17 protein-coding genes, 2 tRNA genes and 3 rRNA genes are annotated in these 20,995 nt (G+C 66.8%); 14 read left to right on the top strand and 8 right to left on the bottom strand.

Annotation, left to right across the window (positions count from 1 at the left end; genetic code table 11):
- Positions 1 to 76: 76 nt before the first annotated feature.
- Positions 77 to 1,789, bottom strand: coding sequence for a GMC oxidoreductase (locus tag ACQEVI_RS10490; RefSeq protein WP_432897912.1), 1,713 nt, complete (start codon positions 1,787 to 1,789; stop codon positions 77 to 79).
- Positions 1,790 to 2,027: 238 nt separating this feature from the next.
- Here ACQEVI_RS10490 and ACQEVI_RS10485 point away from each other — a divergent pair.
- From ACQEVI_RS10485 to ACQEVI_RS10435, 11 genes are all read left to right on the top strand, one after another.
- Positions 2,028 to 2,119: transfer RNA gene (locus ACQEVI_RS10485), tRNA-Ser, on the top strand.
- Between the two features lie 209 nt (positions 2,120 to 2,328).
- A tRNA-Arg gene (locus ACQEVI_RS10480) sits at positions 2,329 to 2,401 on the top strand.
- 163 nt (positions 2,402 to 2,564) lie between these two features.
- Entirely contained in the window at positions 2,565 to 3,215 is a 651-nt protein-coding gene (locus ACQEVI_RS10475) for a PAS and ANTAR domain-containing protein (protein ID WP_432897909.1), read from the top strand.
- 291 nt (positions 3,216 to 3,506) lie between these two features.
- Positions 3,507 to 4,301: an IclR family transcriptional regulator domain-containing protein gene (locus tag ACQEVI_RS10470; protein WP_432897907.1), complete on the top strand. Its 795-nt coding sequence runs from the start codon at positions 3,507 to 3,509 to the stop codon at positions 4,299 to 4,301.
- Between the two features lie 72 nt (positions 4,302 to 4,373).
- On the top strand, positions 4,374 to 5,567 hold the full coding sequence (locus ACQEVI_RS10465; protein WP_432897904.1) for a thiolase family protein: 1,194 nt from the start codon (positions 4,374 to 4,376) through the stop codon (positions 5,565 to 5,567).
- A complete protein-coding gene (locus ACQEVI_RS10460) occupies positions 5,564 to 6,277 on the top strand; it encodes a 3-oxoacid CoA-transferase subunit A (protein ID WP_432897901.1) in 714 nt (237 codons plus the stop codon). Before ACQEVI_RS10465 ends, ACQEVI_RS10460 begins: the two co-directional genes overlap by 4 nt.
- On the top strand, positions 6,274 to 6,960 hold the full coding sequence (locus tag ACQEVI_RS10455; RefSeq protein ID WP_432897899.1) for a 3-oxoacid CoA-transferase subunit B: 687 nt from the start codon (positions 6,274 to 6,276) through the stop codon (positions 6,958 to 6,960). Before ACQEVI_RS10460 ends, ACQEVI_RS10455 begins: the two co-directional genes overlap by 4 nt.
- Positions 6,961 to 7,667: 707 nt before the next feature.
- Positions 7,668 to 9,189 (top strand): 16S ribosomal RNA (locus tag ACQEVI_RS10450).
- Positions 9,190 to 9,775: 586 nt separating this feature from the next.
- A 23S ribosomal RNA gene (locus tag ACQEVI_RS10445) occupies positions 9,776 to 12,903 on the top strand.
- 150 nt (positions 12,904 to 13,053) lie between these two features.
- Positions 13,054 to 13,170: ribosomal RNA gene (gene rrf / locus ACQEVI_RS10440) — 5S ribosomal RNA — on the top strand.
- The 16S, 23S and 5S rRNA genes sit together here, the layout of an rRNA operon.
- A gap of 194 nt (positions 13,171 to 13,364) precedes the next feature.
- Positions 13,365 to 14,621 carry an AGE family epimerase/isomerase gene (locus ACQEVI_RS10435; RefSeq protein WP_432897896.1) on the top strand — a complete coding sequence of 419 codons (1,257 nt, stop codon included), beginning with the start codon at positions 13,365 to 13,367 and terminating at the stop codon, positions 14,619 to 14,621.
- Positions 14,622 to 14,650: 29 nt separating this feature from the next.
- On the opposite strand, the gene ACQEVI_RS10430 is transcribed toward ACQEVI_RS10435, so the two are convergent.
- The 4 genes from ACQEVI_RS10430 to ACQEVI_RS10415 are packed head-to-tail and all read right to left on the bottom strand — an operon-like array spanning position 14,651 to position 17,704.
- Entirely contained in the window at positions 14,651 to 15,733 is a 1,083-nt protein-coding gene (locus ACQEVI_RS10430; protein ID WP_432897893.1) for a sulfate/molybdate ABC transporter ATP-binding protein, read from the bottom strand.
- Positions 15,730 to 16,497: an ABC transporter permease gene (locus tag ACQEVI_RS10425; protein ID WP_432897890.1), complete on the bottom strand. Its 768-nt coding sequence runs from the start codon at positions 16,495 to 16,497 to the stop codon at positions 15,730 to 15,732. The genes ACQEVI_RS10430 and ACQEVI_RS10425 overlap by 4 nt, the downstream gene beginning before the upstream one ends.
- Positions 16,494 to 17,297, bottom strand: coding sequence for a molybdate ABC transporter substrate-binding protein (gene modA, locus ACQEVI_RS10420; protein ID WP_432897887.1), 804 nt, complete (start codon positions 17,295 to 17,297; stop codon positions 16,494 to 16,496). The genes ACQEVI_RS10425 and modA overlap by 4 nt, the downstream gene beginning before the upstream one ends.
- Positions 17,294 to 17,704 (bottom strand): TOBE domain-containing protein, encoded by a 411-nt coding sequence (locus ACQEVI_RS10415; protein ID WP_357451482.1) that lies wholly within the window; start codon positions 17,702 to 17,704, stop codon positions 17,294 to 17,296. Before ACQEVI_RS10415 ends, modA begins: the two co-directional genes overlap by 4 nt.
- A 111-nt stretch (positions 17,705 to 17,815) precedes the next feature.
- Here ACQEVI_RS10415 and ACQEVI_RS10410 point away from each other — a divergent pair, with 111 nt between their 5' ends.
- From ACQEVI_RS10410 to ACQEVI_RS10400, 3 genes are all read left to right on the top strand, one after another.
- Positions 17,816 to 18,274: an RrF2 family transcriptional regulator gene (locus ACQEVI_RS10410; RefSeq protein WP_432897883.1), complete on the top strand. Its 459-nt coding sequence runs from the start codon at positions 17,816 to 17,818 to the stop codon at positions 18,272 to 18,274.
- 186 nt (positions 18,275 to 18,460) lie between these two features.
- The gene (locus ACQEVI_RS10405) at positions 18,461 to 19,402 is read left to right on the top strand and encodes a sulfite exporter TauE/SafE family protein (protein ID WP_432897880.1); all 942 of its coding nucleotides are present in this window, start codon (positions 18,461 to 18,463) and stop codon (positions 19,400 to 19,402) included.
- Positions 19,399 to 19,896, top strand: a complete 498-nt coding sequence (locus tag ACQEVI_RS10400) for a MogA/MoaB family molybdenum cofactor biosynthesis protein (protein WP_432897877.1) — start codon at positions 19,399 to 19,401, stop codon at positions 19,894 to 19,896. Before ACQEVI_RS10405 ends, ACQEVI_RS10400 begins: the two co-directional genes overlap by 4 nt.
- A gap of 29 nt (positions 19,897 to 19,925) precedes the next feature.
- Here ACQEVI_RS10400 and ACQEVI_RS10395 read toward each other — a convergent pair whose 3' ends face one another.
- The 3 genes from ACQEVI_RS10395 to ACQEVI_RS10385 form a co-directional block, all read right to left on the bottom strand.
- Positions 19,926 to 20,165, bottom strand: coding sequence for a MoaD/ThiS family protein (locus tag ACQEVI_RS10395; RefSeq protein WP_432897874.1), 240 nt, complete (start codon positions 20,163 to 20,165; stop codon positions 19,926 to 19,928).
- Complete coding sequence (gene moaC / locus ACQEVI_RS10390; RefSeq protein ID WP_432897871.1) at positions 20,162 to 20,632, bottom strand: cyclic pyranopterin monophosphate synthase MoaC; 471 nt, start codon at positions 20,630 to 20,632, stop codon at positions 20,162 to 20,164. The genes ACQEVI_RS10395 and moaC overlap by 4 nt, the downstream gene beginning before the upstream one ends.
- 78 nt (positions 20,633 to 20,710) lie before the next feature.
- Positions 20,711 to 20,992, bottom strand: a complete 282-nt coding sequence (locus ACQEVI_RS10385; RefSeq protein WP_116677200.1) for a DUF4235 domain-containing protein — start codon at positions 20,990 to 20,992, stop codon at positions 20,711 to 20,713.
- Between the last annotated feature and the right edge of the window lie 3 nt (positions 20,993 to 20,995).

Here is a 20,995-nt window from a genome sequence, read left to right as displayed (position 1 = left end):
TAGGGCGCCTGTCCGGCTTCTGCACGGGTAAACCGTGGAGAAGCCGGACAGGCGCCCTACTTCGCGGTCCTGGCGGTCAGCTGATGCCCACGATGGGCAGGCGCAGCGCCGCCGGCGCCGCCTCCGGCACGACCGGGGAGGCAGGGCGCACCGGCTCCACGGGTACGTAGGACGATCCCAGGGCCGGACGGGCGTCCGGCTCGCCTGCGTTGGGCCACAGCGCGCAGGCACGCTCGGCTTGGGCCGTGATGGTGAGCGACGGGTTCACGCCCAGGTTCGCGGTCACCGCCGACCCGTCCATGACGTGCAGGCCGTCGTGGCCGTACACGCGCAGGTAGGGGTCGACGACGCCGCTCCCGGCGTCGGACCCGATCGCGCAGCCGCCGAGGATGTGCGCTGTCAGCGGGATGTTGAACGGGTCGCCGATGGTACCGCCGGCGACGCCCTCGACCTCGCCGTCGCCCAGCTTGTCGGCCATGCGGCGTACCGCCTCGTGCCCCTCGGGGATCCAGCTGGGGTTCGGTGCGCCGGTGCCCTGCCTCGACGTCATGAACCGGCCGAACGGCGAACGCCTGGTGAGGGTGACCAGTGAGTTGTCGTGAGCCTGCATGACCAGCGCGATGACCGTCCGCTCGGACCAGCGGCGCCAGTCCATCAGCACGGGCAGCCACTTCAGGTTCTTGCCCAGCTCGCCGATCCAGCGAGCGAACCGGAACGGCCCGCCGTCGACCAGGACGTGCTGCAGCGCCGCCATGACGTTCGAGCCGTGCCCGTAGCGCACGGGTTCGATGTGGGTGCTCTCGTTCGGGTAGAAGGACGAGGTGATGGCGACGCCGCGCGAGTAGTCCGTCGCGCCGACCTTGTGCGTCATCGCGCCGAGCAGTGCTTCCGAGTTGGTCCGCGTGAGGTGCCCGAGCCGCTCCGACAGCCGCGGCAGGGTGCCCGAGTCCTTCATGGCGTGCAGGAGGCGCTGGGTGCCGAGCGTGCCGGCTCCGAGGACCACCTGCCGGGCGGTGAAGGTGCGCTTGACGCCCCACTTCCTGCCGGTGCGGTGGGTGCGTATCTCGTAGCTGCCGTCGGCCAGCTGGCGGACGCCGTGGGCCGTGGTGAGCGGGTGCACCTCGGCGCCCGCACGCTCAGCGAGATAGAGATAGTTCTTGACCAGGGTGTTCTTGGCGCCGTGGCGACAGCCGGTCATGCACTCGCCGCACTCGGTGCAGCCCGTGCGCTCCGGGCCGGCGCCGCCGAAGAACGGGTCCGGGGCGGACTGCCCCGGGGACGGGGACTCGGCGCCACCGGGCCCGAAGTACACGCCCACGCGGGTGGGGCGGAAGGTGTGGCCGACACCCATGTCCTCGGCGACGCTCCGGACGACCTCGTCGGCGGGGGACCGGCCGTGGTACTGGACGACGCCGAGCATGCGCTCCGCCTGGTCGTAGTACGGTGCGAGCTCGGTCTTCCAGTCGGTGATGTGGGACCACGCAGGGTCCGCGTAGAACGGGTCGAGCGGACGGTAGAGCGTGTTGGCGTAGACCAGGGAACCACCGCCCACGCCTGCGCCCGTCAGACACAGCACGTTGCGCAGCAGGCGCACGCGCTGGATCCCGTAGCAGCCCAGCGCCGGCGCCCACAGGAACTGCTTGAGGTGCCAGGAGTTCTCGGCGAACTCGTGGTCCTCGAACCTCCGGCCGGCCTCGAGCACGCCCACGCGGTAGCCCTTTTCGGTGAGGCGGAGGGCGGCCACGCTGCCACCGAAGCCCGACCCGATCACCAAGACGTCGTAGTCCATGTCTGCGAATGTACTCGCTATTGACGCGGCATGAAATACGAGCACCACGGGGTGATGGGCGGCGGTCCGGGAGCTGTACCCGTCCCGGCCGGCAACGTGTTCACAAGAAAAAATCGGCGGGATGACGGCGATGCGGGGCCGATCGGGGCGCCGTCGGCTCCTCCGCTTTGCTCAGTTCGCCGTACGGCAGGTAGCCTGGGCCGCGCGGCATGGCCCTGCCTGAGCAGAGCCGCCGCGAGGAGACGTCGCATAGTCAGGTCTAGTGCGCCACCCTGCTAAGGTGGTAACGGGGCAACCCGTTCGAGGGTTCAAATCCCTCCGTCTCCGCCAGGAAGGTCCCGGCCGCGCGTGACGCCCGGGGCCTTTTCTGTCAGAGGCTTCGGAACGTCGGTTCAGCTCGCGGACCGAGCGCTGCGGAGGGCTGTGACGGAGTTCTCCTCGGGAATCGTGGGTTTGAGTTTGGGCCCGCGCCGAACAGGCGGTAATGTTCTCGTCGGTCGGCCGTGCGAACGGCAGGCAGGTGGCAAGTAGTACGACAGGCGCCCGTAGCTCAACGGATAGAGCATCTGACTACGGATCAGAAGGTTGGGGGTTCGAATCCCTTCGGGCGCACAGCAGGACGAGGCCCCGGCCAGCGGAAACGCTGGCCGGGGCCTCGTCGTTCGTAGGGCACTGATCTTCTCCTCGGGTTCCGGTGACGGTGGATCAACCGCTACGCTCGGGATCGAGTCAGGCCGCGGCTCATCGGCGCACCACGCGCAGGAGGACTGCACAGATGACCGCTGAGCCTTTGGAGATCGAGCGTGCTCTCACGCTCGGGCTGAACCACGTAGTAGGGCGCTACCGCTACAACCTGGCCACGCAGGCGTGGTGGTGGTCGGACGAGACGTTCCAGATCCACGGCTTCGAGCCCGGCGAGGTAGTCGTGACCACGGCTCTCATCCTCGCTCACAAGCATCCCGCCGACCGTGCCCGTGTGTCCCGCGTCCTGGCGACTGCCGCGGTGACGGGCAAGCCGTTCAGCAGTGTGCACCGCATCATGGATGCCCGGGGGCGCGAGCGGACACTGACCGTCGTCGGGCAGGGCAGCCGCGACCCTGACACACGCCAGGTCGGTGCACTCGTCGGCTACTTCGTCGATGTGACCGCTGCGGTCAAGGCTCATGCGAACGAGGTGGCGAACGAGTCGATCCGCGCGTCAGCGGCGACGCGTGCGTCCATCGAGCAGGCCAAGGGCGTGATCGCCTTCGTCATGAACGTCGACGCCGAAGAGGCGTTCGCGCGCCTGCGCAGCATCTCCAACGACACGAACGTCCCCGTGCGGGACGTCGCTCGGCAGATCGTCGAGCTGGCCCGTTCCGGAGGATCGACGGAAGAGGTGATCGCTGCCCTGACACCGGCGCGCTCCCGCCCATCTGCCGGTTAGCGGTACGCAGCTCCGCATATCCCGATCGGGTCACGGTTGTGACCCAGGCCACTCGACTGTTGACCTGGCCTGCGGCTGTCGCTACGTTCACGTGCGGCACACCCGTTCGGAGGGTCGCCAGGGCGGACGTCGGAACTCAACGATGCGTTCCGGCGGCGGCCCTGGGAAGTTCCGGGCGGGCGTGCTGCCCAGGTGACGCACCCCCCGGTCGCACGTGTGCGAGCTGGAGCGGCCGGAGACCCGGCCGAGGATGCGAAGCGGACGCGCACGCTGGCAGAGGGAGGACCTCGGATGAGGGAGATCGTTCACGACGCCGGCACCAGGTCGGGCGAGTTCGTGCAGTCGCTGGAGCGCGGCCTGGCCGTGATCCGCGCGTTCGGTACGGACCGCGCCCGGATGACCTTGAGCGAGGTCGCCCGGGAGGCCGAGCTGAGCCGGGCGTCCGCGCGGCGCTTCCTCCACACCCTGGTCGAGCTCGGGTACGTCGTGACCGACGGGCGGGTTTTCGCGCTGCGACCCCAGGTGCTCGAGCTCGGGTACGCGTACCTGTCGAGCCTGTCGCTGCCGGAGGTGGCGCAGCCTCACCTGGAGCAGCTGGCGGAGGACGTCGGGGAGTCGTCGTCGGTGGCGGTGCTCGACGGCGCCGACATCGTGTACGTGGCCCGCGTGGCGACCCACCGCATCATGTCCGCGGCGATCCAGATCGGCACCAGGTTCCCGGCGGTCGCGACCTCGATGGGCCGCGCCGTCCTGGCACACGTGCCGGACGGCGAGCGCGAGGCCCTCCTGGCCGCCGTCACCCTCGCGCCGCTCACCCCTCGCACCATCACGGACAAGGGAGTGCTGCGTGCCGAGCTGGCCACCGTGCGGGAGCAGGGCTGGGCGCTCGTCGACCAGGAGCTCGAGGAGGGCCTGCGCTCCGTCGCCGCGCCCCTGCGCGACGGGGCGGGACGGGTGGTCGCCGCTGTCAACGTCTCCGCACCCGTCCGTCGAGGGCCGGTCGAGCAGATGGCCACCGAGATACTCCCGGCGCTGCTGCGTGCGGCCCGCGAGATCGAGGCGGATCTGGCCCGTATCCAGACCTGAGCTCGGCTGCTAGCGTGAGTGTGCGCATCTCGAACTTGTGTGCGCACAGCGAACAGACAGGGGTCTGGATCGATGAGACACGCATACGTCTATGACGCGGTGCGCACTCCCTTCGGCCGTTACGGCGGGGCGCTGTCAGCGATCCGCCCCGACGACCTCGCGGCCTTCGTCGTGGGGGAGCAGGCACGCCGGGCGCCCGGCCTGGATCCTGCCCGGATCGACGACGTCATCCTGGGCAACGCGAACGGTGCCGGCGAGGAGAACCGGAATGTGGCGCGCATGGCAGTCCTGCTCGCCGGGCTGCCCGTGACGGTTCCCGGGATCACCGTGAACCGGCTGTGCGGCTCGTCGCTCGAGGCAGTCGTCCAGGCGGCTCGCGCCGTGGAGTCGGGCGACGCAGACGTGATCGTCGCGGGCGGCGTCGAGTCGATGAGCCGCGCACCGTGGGTGATGCGCAAGCCCGAGCGTGCCTATCCGGCGGGCAACGGTGAGCTCGTCTCGACCACGCTGGGCTGGCGGCTGGTCAACGCGCGGATGCAGCCCGACTGGACCGTGTCCCTCGGCGAGGCCACCGAACGCCTCCGGGAGAAGTACGGCATCACGCGAGAGCGCCAGGACGAGTTCGCCCTGCGCAGCCACCGGCTGGCGCACGAGGCCTGGGAGGCAGGCCGGTACGACGACCTGGTCACGGCGTACCCCGGCTCCGATCTGCTGCGGGACGAACCCGTTCGCCCGGGCAGCACCGTGGAGCAGCTGGCCGCCTTGAAGCCGTCGTTCCGCGCAGAGGGCGGCACCATCACCGCGGGCAATGCCTCTCCGCTGACGGACGGCGCCAGCTCCGCACTGATCGGTTCGGGCTCCGCGGCCGACCACACCGGCCTGGAGCCGCTCGCCCGCATCGTGGGCCGTGCGTCGGTCGCCAACGAGCCGCAGTACTTCGGGTATGCCCCCGTGGAAGCCGTCAACCGCGCACTGTCCAAGAGTGGTATCGCCTGGGCCGACGTCGGCGCTGTCGAGCTCAACGAGGCGTTCGCCGCCCAGTCGCTCGCCTGCGTCGACGACTGGGGCGTGGACCTCGACATCGTCAACGCCTGGGGCGGCGCGACAGCGCTCGGCCATCCGCTCGGTGCCTCGGGCACCCGGATCCTGGGGACGCTCGCGCGCCGGCTCGTCGCGGAGGACCAGCGGTGGGGCGTCGCGGCGATCTGTATCGGCGTGGGGCAGGGCATGGCAGTGGTGCTGGAGAACGTGCGAGCCACCGCATGACTGTCCAGCTCGCGCGGACCGCCCAGGAAGCACTGGGCGACGTCGCCGACGGTTCGACGGTGATGATCGGCGGGTTCGGGCCGGCCGGTCAGCCGGTAGAGCTCATCGAGGCGCTCCTGGCGCAGGGCGCCGGCGATCTCGTCGTCGTCTCCAACAACGCCGGCAACGGTGAGGATGCCCTGGCTCGCCTCGTCCACCTGGGCCGCGTCCGCCGGATCGTGTGCTCGTTCCCCCGGCAGGTGGACTCGTGGCACTTCGACGAGGCCTATCGCGCGGGCCGGATCGAGCTCGAGCTGGTCCCGCAGGGCAATCTCGCCGAGCGGATCCGCGCGGCCGGCGCCGGCCTGGGTGGCTTCTTCACCCCGACCGGCTTCGGGACCCCGCTGGCCGAGGGCAAGGAGACACGCGTGGTAGACGGCGTCCCGATGGTCCTCGAGTCACCGATCCACGCTGATCTCGCCCTGGTCAAGGCATTCCGGGCCGACGGCGCCGGCAACCTCGTCTACCGCAAGACGGCCAGGAACTTCGGGCCGGTCATGGCCACTGCCGCGCGCCGGACGGTGGCGCAGGTGACGGAGGTGGTCCCGGTCGGATCGATCGACCCCGAGACGGTGGTGACCCCCGGTATCTATGTCGACGCCGTGGTGGAGATCGACGGCGCGACCACACTCGCGGGCGCGCAGCCCGCAGAACGAGGAGCCGCATCATGAGCGCGGAGACGATTACGGCGGGCTCGCGCGGTAGGGCCCCGCTCTCCATGGCGCAGCTCGCGGCTCGTGTAGCCGCAGACATCCGGCCCGGCTCGTACGTGAATCTGGGGATCGGGCTGCCGACGCTGGTGGCCGACCACCTGCCGGCCGACTCCGGCATCACTCTGCACACGGAGAACGGGCTGCTCGGCATGGGGCCGTCACCGCGGGCGGACCTCGTGGACCCGGAGCTGATCAATGCGGGCAAGGTCCCTGTCACCGAGCTGGCGGGTGCCGCGTACTTCCACCAGGCGGACTCGTTCGCCATGATGCGCGGAGGTCACATCGACGTCTGTGTACTGGGCGCCTTCCAGGTGTCGACGTCGGGCGACCTGGCGAACTGGTCCACAGGCAGCCCCGGGGCCGTACCCGCAGTGGGCGGGGCGATGGACCTGGCAGTGGGCGCCAAGCGAAGCGTCGTCATGATGAAGCTGCTGACCAAGGACGGCCGGCCCAAGCTCGTGGGCGAGTGCACGCTCCCGCTCACAGGTGTCGGCTGCGTGTCGCGGATCTACAGCGACGTCGCGGTGATCGACGTCGGGCCTACGTTCGGCGCCGGGGCGCGTCTGGTCGAGGCCTTCGGGGTCTCGCACGGGCAGCTCGAGGAGATGCTGGGCCTGGGACTGGCTTCCGGCCAGGCCTAGTGCCGGTGTGGTGGCACGGCCGGTTCGGCGCGATGGCGAAATCTGAACCAAAGATTACGTAGACATGGCCGACGAGGTGAGTTCTTGGTCTGGTTGCGGCCAATAAGCCGCTCCCGGCTGCGACTGAGGCAGTCCTGCATGGCTGCGGACCTCTCAGACCTGAGGTGCTCTTGGAAAAACAGCCGGTGAACAGCGCTTCTGTGTCCGCCGTCACGGGCCGCGGCTTTGACGCACCCCTGCACCTGACGTACTGTTCTGGATGTCAGCCCGACGGGCCGACGGACACGGGGCCGGAAACGGCCCGGGTGGCCGCGCCGGGGCTGGATCCCATCTCTGATGCAGGGCAGTTTAATTGCCTTGCGGGATATCAGATGCGGATCCTCTCTTGTAGAGCATGCAGATCCAACAGGATCAGCAAGTTTGCGAGGCGGGTTCGACTCTGGTAAGTTAGAGAAGTTGCCCCGGACAGGGAAGCGATCGGAAAGATTGCGGTCCTGACGGTGTGCGTCGGTTGTTTGAGAACTCAACAGTGTGCTTGATAGTCAATGCCAATGTTTTAACCCCTTGCGGGTGTGGCCTTGTCTGACCGTCCGGTTAGTCGGGTCGCATCGTTGTGGGGGTTGTTTTGGACAGATCTTAATCATCAGATTGGTCTGGCCGGTATCATTGTTCACGCTCGCCTCTTGGGTGGGTGTGGATGTTTCTCTTTTACGGAGAGTTTGATCCTGGCTCAGGACGAACGCTGGTGGCGTGCTTAACACATGCAAGTCGAACGGTGAAGCCCAGCTTGCTGGGTGGATCAGTGGCGAACGGGTGAGTAACACGTGAGCAACCTGCCCCCTACTTCGGGATAAGCCTTGGAAACGAGGTCTAATACCGGATATGAGCACCTGCCGCATGGTGGGTGTTGGAAAGTTTTTCGGTGGGGGATGGGCTCGCGGCCTATCAGCTTGTTGGTGGGGTAATGGCCTACCAAGGCGTCGACGGGTAGCCGGCCTGAGAGGGCGACCGGCCACACTGGGACTGAGACACGGCCCAGACTCCTACGGGAGGCAGCAGTGGGGAATATTGCACAATGGGCGAAAGCCTGATGCAGCGACGCCACGTGAGGGATGACGGCCTTCGGGTTGTAAACCTCTTTCAGCAGGGAAGAAGCGAAAGTGACGGTACCTGCAGAAGAAGCGCCGGCTAACTACGTGCCAGCAGCCGCGGTAATACGTAGGGCGCAAGCGTTGTCCGGAATTATTGGGCGTAAAGAGCTCGTAGGCGGTCTGTCGCGTCTGGTGTGAAATCCCATGGCTCAACTGTGGGCTTGCATCGGGTACGGGCAGACTAGAGTGCTGTAGGGGAGACTGGAATTCCTGGTGTAGCGGTGGAATGCGCAGATATCAGGAGGAACACCGATGGCGAAGGCAGGTCTCTGGGCAGTTACTGACGCTGAGGAGCGAAAGCATGGGGAGCGAACAGGATTAGATACCCTGGTAGTCCATGCCGTAAACGTTGGGCACTAGGTGTGGGGCGGGTTCCACTCGTTCTGTGCCGCAGCTAACGCATTAAGTGCCCCGCCTGGGGAGTACGGCCGCAAGGCTAAAACTCAAAGGAATTGACGGGGGCCCGCACAAGCGGCGGAGCATGCGGATTAATTCGATGCAACGCGAAGAACCTTACCAAGGCTTGACATGTACGAGAACGCGTTAGAGATAACGAACTCTTTGGACACTCGTACACAGGTGGTGCATGGTTGTCGTCAGCTCGTGTCGTGAGATGTTGGGTTAAGTCCCGCAACGAGCGCAACCCTTATCCTATGTTGCCAGCGGGTCATGCCGGGGACTCATGGGAGACTGCCGGGGTCAACTCGGAGGAAGGTGGGGATGACGTCAAATCATCATGCCCCTTATGTCTTGGGCTTCACGCATGCTACAATGGCCGGTACAGAGGGCTGCGATACCGTGAGGTGGAGCGAATCCCAAAAAGCCGGTCTCAGTTCGGATCGGGGTCTGCAACTCGACCCCGTGAAGTCGGAGTCGCTAGTAATCGCAGATCAGCAACGCTGCGGTGAATACGTTCCCGGGCCTTGTACACACCGCCCGTCAAGTCACGAAAGTTGGTAACACCCGAAGCTCACGGCCCAACCCGCAAGGGAGGGAGTGGTCGAAGGTGGGACTGGCGATTGGGACTAAGTCGTAACAAGGTAGCCGTACCGGAAGGTGCGGCTGGATCACCTCCTTTCTAAGGAGCTCATCTCCATCAGGCCCCACATAGTGGGGACGCCGGCCGCTCTACGGAGCACGTGTTCATCCTTCACGGGGTGGGGGCGATGGTTGGTGCTGGTGGCAGAGGCCAGGCCCAGGCCGTACGCGTCTGGGATGGTTGCTCATGGGTGGAACATTGACGAAGAGTCGCCCTGCCTGGGCTGATTGCTAGTACGCCGGTTGTGTCCTCCTCGGAGGGTCGTGACGGGTTGGAACGCGGTCTGCCGGGTGGTCGGGGGTTCGCCAAGCACACTGTTGGGTCCTGAGACAACCGGCCGGCTTGTCCCTTCGGGGGTAGGCAAGGTTGTGTGTTTCTGGATCGAGTACGGGTCACTTGGTTCGTGTCATACCCGCTCACGCTGACTGGTCTGAGGACTGGCCTAGTTGTTGGGTGTGGTGTCACGGGTTTGCCTGGTGGGTTCGTCCGTTGCTTGAGAACTGCATAGTGGACGCGAGCATCTTTGAAATTTTCCAAGATTGCGATCGCAAGAATGTACGACCATGGGTCTTTGGCTTGTGGTTGTTGTTTTGTGGTCATCTTGGTTTCTGTGATTGTAGTGTTGCCTGAAGTTTTTAAGGGCACATTGGTGGATGCCTTGGCACTAGGAGCCGAAGAAGGACGTTGTAGCCTGCGATAATCCTCGGGGAGTTGGCAGACGAGCTGTGATCCGAGGGTCTCCGAATGGGGGAACCCAGCCGAAGTCATGTTCGGTTACCCGCGCCTGAATGTATAGGGCGTGTGGAGGGAACGTCGGGAAGTGAAACATCTCAGTACCGACAGGAAGAGATATTCCGTGAGTAGTGGCGAGCGAAAGCGGATGAGGCCAAACCGTATGCGTGTCAAGCTGTCAGGCGTTGCGTGTGCGGGGTTGTGGGACCTTCTGGAAGAATCTGACAGTTCTTCAGCCAGTAAGAAAGTCGTGTCATAGTCGAACCGGGTTGAATACCGGACCGTAGTGGGTGGGAGTCCCGTAGACGAAATGGTGCGGCCTGGTTGAGGGGATCCCAAGTAGCACGGGGCCCGTGAAATCTCGTGTGAATCTGGCAAGACCACTTGCTAAGCCTAAATACTACCTAGTGACCGATAGCGGACAAGTACCGTGAGGGAAAGGTGAAAAGTACCCCGGGAGGGGAGTGAAATAGTACCTGAAACCGTGTGCCTACAATCCGTCGGAGCCTCCAGCCCTTAGGGGTGAGCAGGGGTGACGGCGTGCCTTTTGAAGAATGAGCCTGCGAGTTAGTGCTCGGTGGCGAGGTTAACCCGTGTGGGGTATCCGTAGCGAAAGCGAGTCCGAATAGGGCGATTCAGTCGCCGGGTCTAGACCCGAAGCGAAGTGATCTAGCCATGGGCAGGTTGAAGCGCCGGTAAGACGGCGTGGAGGACCGAACCCACCAGGGTTGAAAACCTGGGGGATGACCTGTGGTTAGGGGTGAAAGGCCAATCAAACTTCGTGATAGCTGGTTCTCCCCGAAATGCATTTAGGTGCAGCGTCGCGTGTTTCTTACCGGAGGTAGAGCTACTGGATGGCTAATGGGCCTCACCAGGTTACTGACGTCAGCCAAACTCCGAATGCCGGTAAGTCGTAAGCGCGGCAGTGAGACTGCGGGGGATAAGCTCCGTGGTCGAGAGGGAAACAGCCCAGATCACCGGCTAAGGCCCCAAAGCGTGTGCTCAGTGGGAAAGGATGTGGAGTTGCACAGACAACCAGGAGGTTGGCTTAGAAGCAGCCACCCTTGAAAGAGTGCGTAATAGCTCACTGGTCAAGTGATTCCGCGCCGACAATGTAGCGGGGCTCAAGCACACCGCCGAAGCCGTGGCACTCATACGTTAGCCCAGCACCAGACTTGTTCTGTGTGTTCAGGTGTGTGGGTGGGTAGGGGAGCGTCGTGTGGGCAGTGAAGTCGCGGAGTGATCCAGCGGTGGAGCCTACACGAGTGAGAATGCAGGCATGAGTAGCGAATGACGGGTGTGAATCCCGTCCGCCGAATGACCAAGGGTTCCAGGGCCAGGTTCATCCGCCCTGGGTAAGTCGGGACCTAAGGCGAGGCCGACAGGCGTAGTCGATGGACAAGGAGTTGATATTCTCCTACCGGCGAAGTACCGCCCATACCGAGCCCGGTGATACTAACCACCCCGAGCCAGCACCGAGACCTTCGGGTCTCATCGTTGGGGAGGCGTGGGACCTGATCCGGTAGTAGGTAAGCGTGTTAACAGGGGTGACGCAGGAAGGTAGCCAGGCGTGGCGATGGTTGTCCATGTCCAAGGTCGTAGCCCGTCCCATAGGCAAATCCGTGGGGCATATAGGGTGAGAGCTGATAGAGACCGTGTATGCGGGAATCTGGTGATCCTATGCTGCCTAGAAAAGCCTCGACGCGAGGGACTAGCCGCCCGTACCCTAAACCGACTCAGGTGGTCAGGTAGAGAATACTAAGGCGATCGAGAGAATCGTGGTTAAGGAACTCGGCAAAATGCCCCCGTAACTTCGGGAGAAGGGGGGCCTGAACCGTTAACCCACTTGCTGGGGGACGCGGGGAGGGCCGCAGAGACCAGGGAGAAGCGACTGTTTACTAAAAACACAGGTCCGTGCGAAGTCGCAAGACGATGTATACGGACTGACGCCTGCCCGGTGCTGGAAGGTTAAGAGGACGAGTCAGCCGTAAGGCGAAGCTCAGAATTTAAGCCCCAGTAAACGGCGGTGGTAACTATAACCATCCTAAGGTAGCGAAATTCCTTGTCGGGTAAGTTCCGACCTGCACGAATGGCGTAACGACTTCTCCGCTGTCTCAACCGCGAACTCGGCGAAATTGCACTACGAGTAAAGATGCTCGTTACGCGCAGCAGGACGGAAAGACCCCGGGACCTTTACTATAGCTTGGTATTGGTGTTCGGTGCGGTTTGTGTAGGATAGGTGGGAGACTGTGAAGCCAGGGCGCCAGCTCGGGTGGAGTCATTGTTGAAATACCACTCTGATCGCTTCGGATGTCTAACCTCGGTCCGTGATCCGGATCAGGGACAGTGCCTGGTGGGTAGTTTAACTGGGGCGGTTGCCTCCTAAAATGTAACGGAGGCGCTCAAAGGTTCCCTCAGCCTGGTTGGCAATCAGGTATCGAGTGCAAGTGCACAAGGGAGCTTGACTGTGAGACCGACAGGTCGAGCAGGGACGAAAGTCGGAACTAGTGATCCGGCGGTGGCTTGTGGAAGCGCCGTCGCTCAACGGATAAAAGGTACCCCGGGGATAACAGGCTGATCTTGCCCAAGAGTCCATATCGACGGCATGGTTTGGCACCTCGATGTCGGCTCGTCGCATCCTGGGGCTGGAGTAGGTCCCAAGGGTTGGGCTGTTCGCCCATTAAAGCGGTACGCGAGCTGGGTTTAGAACGTCGTGAGACAGTTCGGTCCCTATCCGCTGCGCGCGCAGGAAACTTGAGAAGGGCTGTCCCTAGTACGAGAGGACCGGGACGGACGAACCTCTGGTGTGCCAGTTGTTCCGCCAGGAGCATGGCTGGTTGGCTACGTTCGGAAGGGATAACCGCTGAAAGCATCTAAGCGGGAAGCCTGCTTCGAGATGAGGTTTCCATACACTTTGTGTGGGAGGCACCCAGCAGACCACTGGGTTGATAGGCCGGATGTGGAAGACAGGACTAAAGACTGTCGGAGCTGACCGGTACTAACTGCCGATAACTTCACAACACAACTTTACTGTTAATAATGCTCAAGGTTTTGTTTCGCGTCCACTATGCGGTTCCCGAGTCACGGGCACCAGACCCCCTTGTTTCACCACCATTCTCTTAACGGGTTTGGTTGGTGGGTGGGTGAGGGTTTTGTCTGTCTCGATAGTGTTACGGTGGTCTTAGCGTGGGGGAAACGCCCGGTCCCATTCCGAACCCGGAAGCTTAGCCCTACAGCGCCGATGGTACTGCCCTGGAGACGGGGTGGGAGAGTAGGACGCCGCCGGACAACCATTCCTGGTAGGGGGTGGAGCCAGCACACGGCCCGTAAGGGCTGGGGTGCCAGGCTCCACCCCCTACCTGCATTCCCGAACCCTTTTGTAGGGCGGAGCGCCGGCCAGCAATGTCGCGGTCGAGAGCTCCGGCCGGCCGTGCGCTGGGCAAACTTGCCGGGGATACATCGACCGCGGCTATCGTGGCCATGTGAACGCAGACATAACCCGCACCGGCGCGGACTCCACCAACATCCAACCCTCGAGCACGAGTGAGTCGGCATGGCGCAGGGACCACTTCGTCTCGCTGCTGCGTTTCGCCGAGGCGTCGGTTCGTGAGGACGGGGCTGCCTGTTGGCTCGACGATCATGGGCGGCCTGACAGTTCACACCCTGTGGAAACGTGGATCACGTCGCGTATGGCGCACGTCTTCGCGTTGGGACATCTGCTGGGGGTCAGCGGTGCCGACGAGTATGCCGCGCGAGCCATCCGTGGTCTCCAGGACGTCCTGGGCGACGCGGAGCACGACGGCTGGCTTGCGGCTCGGGGTGAGGGTGACGAGGTCGTCGGCACGAAGCAGGCGTACGCGCACGCCTTCGTCGTGCTGGCCGCGTCGTCCGGCAAGATCGCGGGCATAGCGGGAGCGTCGGACCTGCTCACCAAGGCTCTCGCGGTGCTGGACGCGCGGTTCTGGGAGCAGGAGCAGGAGCTGCACCTCGACGAGCGGTCGCGCGACTGGGCAGAGACCTCCGACTACCGCGGTGTGAACGCGAACATGCACGCCGTCGAAGCGCTGCTGGCAGCGCATGCCGCGACCGGGGACAGTTTGTGGCTGGACCGTGCCGCGGCCATCGGTGATCGTGTGGTGAGCTGGGCGGAGTCCAACGGCTGGCGGATCCCTGAGCACTTCGACGCGGCGTGGAACCCGCTCCTCGAGTACAACGCTGACCGGCCACACGACCCGTTCAAGCCATACGGTGCGACACCCGGTCACGGACTCGAGTGGGCTCGGCTGCTGCTGCAGATCGATGCGGAGGCGGACACGTCCGGTCGACGGACCCAGGCCGCCGTCGCCCTGTTCGAGCGAGCGGTCGCCGACGGATGGGACCCCGAGGGGGGCGGATTCGTCTACACCACCGACTGGTCGGGCACACCGGTGGAGGCGCGGCGCTTCCACTGGGTCGCGGCCGAGGCTGTCGCGACCGCGCAGGTGCTGGGGCGAGTCACCGGTGAGGCGCGCTATGCGGAGCTGGAGGCCGCGTGGTGGGCCTGGATCCGGGAGAACCTCATCGACGTCGAGCACGGCTCCTGGCACCATGAGCTCGACACGAAGAACCGGCCGTCGGGCCGCACGTGGATCGGCAAGCCTGACGTCTATCACGCCGCCCAGGCCGTGATCCTGCCGGAGCTGCCGCTGACCGGCTCGTTCGCGGCCTCCGCACAGCGGGCCGGCCAGATCCTGGCCTGACCGCACCGCTCCCGGCCGGGCGCGGATCGTCAGGTCGGGTACAGGTCGACCTCGGTCGCCTTGACCGTGAACCAGACCGGGTCGCCCGGCGCGAGTGCGAGGTCGGCCGCCGCCCGAGGCGTGATGTCCGCGCTGAGGTTCCCGGCCCGGACCCGCACGAGATCACCGTGCGGCTCCAGGGTGGTGACCGTGACCGGCCAGGAGTTGCGGGGGGAGCCCGTCGCGCGGGCAGGGAAGACCGAGACGGCCGTCGGGCGGAACGCCGCGATCATCGGCGTCCCGGCCGTGGGCGGCACCCGGTCGGCGCCCCCGCCGTCGTCGTGCGGCAGGCCGTGGACGACGACGCCGGTCGCCGCGCGGATCCCGCCGTCGTCGTCGGACCAGGTGCCCGCCACGATGTTCAGGCCCGCGATGCGAGCAGCGAACGCGCTCCGAGGCCGGGAGAGCACCTCGCGGGTCGGGCCCTGCTCGACGACGCGGCCGCCGTCGAGCACTACCACTCGGTCGGCGAGCAGGAGCGCGTCCAGGACGTCGTGCGTGGCGATGACGACGGTCTGCTCGCTGAGGACCTCGCGCAGCAGGTGTCGTAGCGCGGGAGTGACGTCGACGTCGAGGGCGGCCATCGGCTCGTCGAGCAGCAGGAGCCGGGGTTCGGTCGCGAGTGCCCGAGCAACCGCCACCCGCTGGGCCTGCCCGCCGGAGATCGCGGACGGGCGTCGCTCACCCAGATCTGCCAGGCCGATCCGGTCCAGCCAGCGGTCGGCCTCCGCGCCGGCCGACGGCTGGGAAACGCCGCGGGCCCGGGGCCCGAACGCGATGTTCTGCCGTACCGAAAGATGTGGGAACAGCAGGGGGTCCTGCGCCAGCAGTGCCACCTGACGTGCGTGCGGAGGCACCCAGGTGCGGATGCGGCCCGCCTCGACGTGGGTGAGCGTGCGGGCGTCGAGCGTGACCCGGCCGTCGTGCGGGCGCAGCAGCCCGGCCGCGACCGCCAGGAGGGTGGACTTGCCGGCGCCGTTGGGACCGAGCAGCGCGACGGTCTCTCCGTCGGCGACCTCGAGATCGAGCTGGACGTCGCGGTCCGGGAGATGTGCGGAGAGGACAAGGCTCACAGGGCGCTCCGGCTACGGCGGGTGAAGCCGATGACGAGCACGGCGACCGCCACGAGGACGAGGGAGAGCGCGACCGCCGCGTCCGGGTCGGTCTCCCGCTGCAGGTAGATCTCCAGCGGCAGCGTCCGTGTGACCCCTTGCAGGCTGCCGGCGAACGTGATGGTCGCGCCGAACTCGCCCAGGCAACGCGCGAAGGACAGCACCGTGCCGGACAACAGGCCGGGCCACACGAGCGGCAGCGTCACCCGGAACAGGACGGTGGTGGGCCGGGCGCCCAGGGTCGCGGCGACGACGTCGTACCGGGTGCCTGCCGTACGCAGGGCGCCCTCGAGGCTGATCACGAGGAACGGCAGAGCGACGAACGTCTGCGCCAGCACGACGGCCGTGGTGGAGAACGCGATCTGGAGACCCGCCACCTCGAGCGACTCACCGAGCAGTCCGCGGCGTCCGAAGGTGTACAGGAGCGCGATCCCGCCCACCACAGGCGGCAGCACGAGCGGCACCAGCACCAGCGAACGCAGCAGGTTGATTCCCGGGAAGCGGGCGCGGGCCAGCACCAGCGCCAGCGGTATCCCCACCACCAGGCACAGCAGCGTGCTCACGGCCGAGGTACGCAGGCTCAGGAGCAGCGCCGCCACCGACGACTCGCTGCTGATCAGGGTCCAGAAGTTCGGCCAGTCCACGCGGGCCGCCAGCGCCGCGAGGGGGAGCACCACCAGGAGCGCACCCACCGCAGCGACCCCGGCGACCCACCGGGGGATCATGACGCCACGAAGCCGGCGTCGGACAGCACTCTCTGCCCGTCCGGGCTCAGCAGGGCCTCGACGAACTCCTGGGCGTGCTCGGGCTGCGGGCTGCCCTGGAGAGCCGAGACGGGATACACGTTGACGACGTCGTCCGACTCGGGGAACTCGATGCCCTCGACCTGGTCGCCGGCGGCGCTGACGTCCGTGATGTAGACCAGGCCGGCGTCGGCCTCGCCGGTGATCACCTTGTTCAGGACGTCGGTGACGCTCTGCTCCTCGCTGACGGGGGAGAACGAGACGCCGCCCGCCTGCTCGACCTGTTCCGTCGCCGCGCCGCACGGTACCTCGGGTGCGCAGACGACCAGGTTCAGGTCGTCCGCGGCCAGGTCCGCGAGCGATGCGACACCCGCGGGGTTGCCCGGCGGGACAGCGATCATGAGGGTGTTCGCCGCGAAGTCGACGGGCGTCCCTGCCAGCAGGTCGTCCGCGGCGAGCTTGTCCATGTTCGCGGTGTCCGCCGACGCGAAGACGTCCGCGGGGGCTCCCTGCTGGATCTGGGCGACCAGGTCCGACGAGCCGGCGAAGGACAGCTCCACCGAGACGCCGTCGTGCGCCGCCTCGAAGTCCGCGGCGATCTGCTCGAACGTGCTGGTCAACGACGCTGCCGCGTAGACGGTGAGCGTCCGGTCGGGCGGCGCGTCCCCGCCGTCGGCCCGGGGTGATCCGCTGCAGGCTGACAGCGTGCCCGCGGCCAGGAGCCCAGCGGCCAGCGTGCCCATCGTCAGCCGGCGTCGATACCCCTCCATGCGGAACGTCATGCGGAACCCGGCCGATCCTCGGTCTCGATCACGACGTTGGTCGACTTGATGACGGCCACCGCCACCGAACCCGGCTCGAGCCCGAGGTCGCGCACGGCCTCGCTGCTCATCAGCGAGACGACGCGGAACGGCCCGCACTGCAGCTCGACCTGTGCCATGACGGTGTCGGCCTGGATAGCGGTCACCAGACCGACGAAGCGGTTGCGCGCGGAGCTGCGCAGACCTGGCGGCAGGCCGGGTGGCGAGGCGTGCTCACGCGCCACCATCGCTACCTCGTAACCGTCGACGACCTTGCGCCCGGAGTCGTCGGTGCGGACGCCGAGCAGCCCGCGGTCGATCCAGCGGCGCACGGTGTCGTCGCTGACGCCGAGGTACGCGGCGGCCTCTCGAATCCTCATGTGCGGCACATGGTAGAGATTATCACCGAATCTGCGGACTCATATGGGAGGTGCTGCCTGGTCTGCGGAACCGCGATCGATCGGCACACCGTGCGCGGGGGTACAGGAGAGAATGAGTGCATGAGGATCTCCGCACGAGCCGACTACGCCGTCCGGGCAGCCGCCGAGCTGGCGGCGGCCGACCACGACGGACCTGTCCGCGCCGAGGCGCTGGCCCGGGCACAGGACATCCCCCACCGTTTCCTGGAGGGCATCCTGAGCGACCTGCGCCGAGACGGGCTCGTCACGAGCCATCGCGGGGCCGGCGGTGGGTACCGGCTGGCGCGCCCGGCCGACTCGATCACCGTCGCCGACGTGGTGCGGGCCGTCGACGGTCCGCTGGTCTTCGTCCGCGGCACCCGGCCGTCCGACCTGGAGTTCCAGGGTCCGGCCGCACCACTGCTCCACGTGTGGGTGGCACTGCGCGCCAACGTCCGGGCCGTGCTGGAGGCGGTGTCGCTCGCCGACCTGGTGGGTGGCACGCTGCCGGACGGCATCCGCGCCCTCACGCAGGGCGAGTCGGCCTGGGCCAATTCCTGATCCCTGCCGAAGCCCGGTTCCTGGCCCTGGTTCTGACGAGTCCCAGAGCTTTCACCCGGCTTTGCCATGCACATTTATCCGACCTATGAGATGACTGTTGTTTCCGATCGGATTAGTCGGTTACTCTGGCGCCGGCCGCACGGGTGCGGCCTCCGCCGTATTCCCCGGGCCTGGAAGGTCACGACCATGAGAACCCTGATCCTGCTGGCGCTCGTCGGCCTCGGCGCGCAGCTTGTGGACGGCAGTCTGGGTATGGCCTACGGCGTGACCTCCACGACCCTGCTGCTCGCGATCGGCACCAACCCCGCTGCGGCGTCGGCCACCGTGCACCTCGCCGAGATCGGCACCACCCTGGCCTCCGGCGCCTCGCACTGGCGCTTCGGCAACGTGGACTGGAAGGTCGTCGCCCGCATCGGCATCCCGGGCGCCATCGGTGCGTTCGCCGGCGCCACCTTCCTGTCGTCCCTCTCCACCGAGATCGCCAAGCCGGTGATGTCGCTGATCCTGCTGACGCTCGGCCTCTACGTGCTGCTCCGGTTCACCGTGCAGGGCCTCCCCGCGCGTTCGGACAAGCCGCTGCGCCGGCGCTTCCTCACGCCGCTCGGCCTCGTGGCCGGCTTCATGGATGCGACCGGCGGTGGTGGCTGGGGCCCGGTGGGCACCCCCGCGATCCTGGCGAGCGGCCGCATGGAGCCCCGCAAGGTGATCGGCTCGATCGACACCAGCGAGTTCTTCGTGGCCATCGCGGCGAGCATCGGCTTCTTCGTCGGCCTCAGCGGCGAGGGCATCGACTTCACCTGGGTGCTGGCTCTGCTCATCGGTGGGCTGATCGCCGCGCCGATCGCCGCCTGGCTGGTGCGCCTCGTGCCCCCGCGCGTCCTCGGTTCGCTCGTGGGTGGCGTCATCATCCTCACGAACTCGCGCACGCTGCTCAACAGCGACTGGATCGCCGCGGGCCCTGTCCTGATGAACACCGTGTACGTGATCATCTGGGTGGTCTGGGCCGCCGCCGTTGCATGGTCGGTGCGCGCGTACCGTCGCGACAAGGCCGTCGAGACTGCCGAGACTGCCGAGCCCGCTGAGGCAGCCAAGCCCCACGGGCCGGAGGCCGATAGCGTGTCGGTATGACGTCCGACCGGGTAGCGGTGATCACTGTCTCCGACCGTTGTGCACGCGGCGAGGCCGAGGACCGGTCTGGTCCGACGGCGGTGTCTCTCCTGGAAGAGGCCGGGCTCACCGACGTGCATCAGCACCTCGTGCCCGACGGCGTCGAGTCGGTCCGGGACGTGCTGCGTGCCGTGCTCGACGACGGCGCGCGGCTCGTCATCACCACCGGCGGCACCGGGATCGCCCCGCGGGACCTCACCCCCGAGGGCACGCGCGAGGTGATCGATCAGGAGATCGCGGGGATCGCGGAGGCCGTCCGTCAGCAGGGCATCGCGGCGGGCGTCCCTACCGCCGCGCTCTCCAGGGGGCTGGCCGGGATCGCCGGCACCGCCGACGGGGAGCGCGCGCTGGTGGTGAACCTGCCCGGGTCGTCCGGCGGGGTGCGCGACGGGCTCCAGGTGGTGCTCACGCTCTGGCCGCACGTCCGCTCGCAGCTCGTCGGCGGCGACCACTGACCCGAGCCGGGTCGGACACCTGAGCGGGGTCAGCCGCCCGCGAAGGGGGGCAGGACGTCTACCGTCGCGCCGTCCGGGACCTGGGCGTCGTCGGACGTCGTGCGGGCGCCCGCCACCAGCAGGGCGCACTTCGGCAGCACGTCCGCCAGGCGCGGGTGCGCTGCCGTGAGGGCAGCGCGGAGGGCGGCCACCGACGTCGGGCCGCCGAGCTGTTCGGTGGTGACACCGGCGGCCTCCCGGGCGCCGGCGAAATAGCGGACGGTGATCATGCCGGACGCTCCCAGTCGCCCGACTTGCCGCCCGTCTTGCGCTCGAGGCGCACGTCCGCGAGCGAGACGGACTTGTCCAGGCCCTTGACCATGTCGACGACGGCGAGGCCCGCGACCGCGACCGCGGTGAGCGCCTCCATCTCGACCCCCGTGCGGTCGGCCGTGCGGACGGTCGCCGTGATCGTGACGCCGTCGTCGGTCACCTCGAGGTCCACCGCGGCGCCGTGCACGCCGATCACGTGCGCGAGCGGCAGCAGCTCCGGCGTCCTCTTCGCGGCCGCTATCCCGGCGATCCGGGCCACGGCCAGCACGTCCCCCTTGGGGACGGCGCCGTCGCGCAGCGCCCGCACGACGTCGGGACCGCAGCGGACGCTGCCCGTCGCGGTGGCGGAGCGGATCGTCGGCTGCTTGGCGGTGACATCGACCATGCGGGCCTGGCCGCGGTCGTCAAGGTGCGTGAAGCTCACGGGACCAGGGTGTCACGTCGGGCTCGCAGGCCGAACCGGCACGGGCCGAACCCGGCCGGCACCTGAGACGGCGTGCGGTCAGCGTGCCGCGCGCCGGGCGGCGAGCCGCAGGGCGGCGGTGGACGCGCCCTTCGCCGCCATGCGCTTCGCGAACACCGCGGTGCCCGCGGCGACCGCCGCGAACACGGTGGCCTGCACCAGGTCCAGCTCCGGGTCGTCCGCCTTGCTGGGCGCGTCGTTACCGGTCACGCCTTTCCAGATCATGCTGACCGCCTTCTGCGCGACCCAGCCGGCCGCGAGCGTCAGGGCAAGAGTGCCGACCTTCTCGGCGAGTGTCTGTTCCGTCTCGATCTTGGCCATCCC

This window comes from Promicromonospora sp. CA-289599, assembly GCF_050936155.1.
Classification (GTDB): domain Bacteria; phylum Actinomycetota; class Actinomycetes; order Actinomycetales; family Cellulomonadaceae; genus Promicromonospora.
Note: the sequence above shows the minus strand (reverse complement) of the source record. Positions and strands in the feature narration are given on the sequence as shown.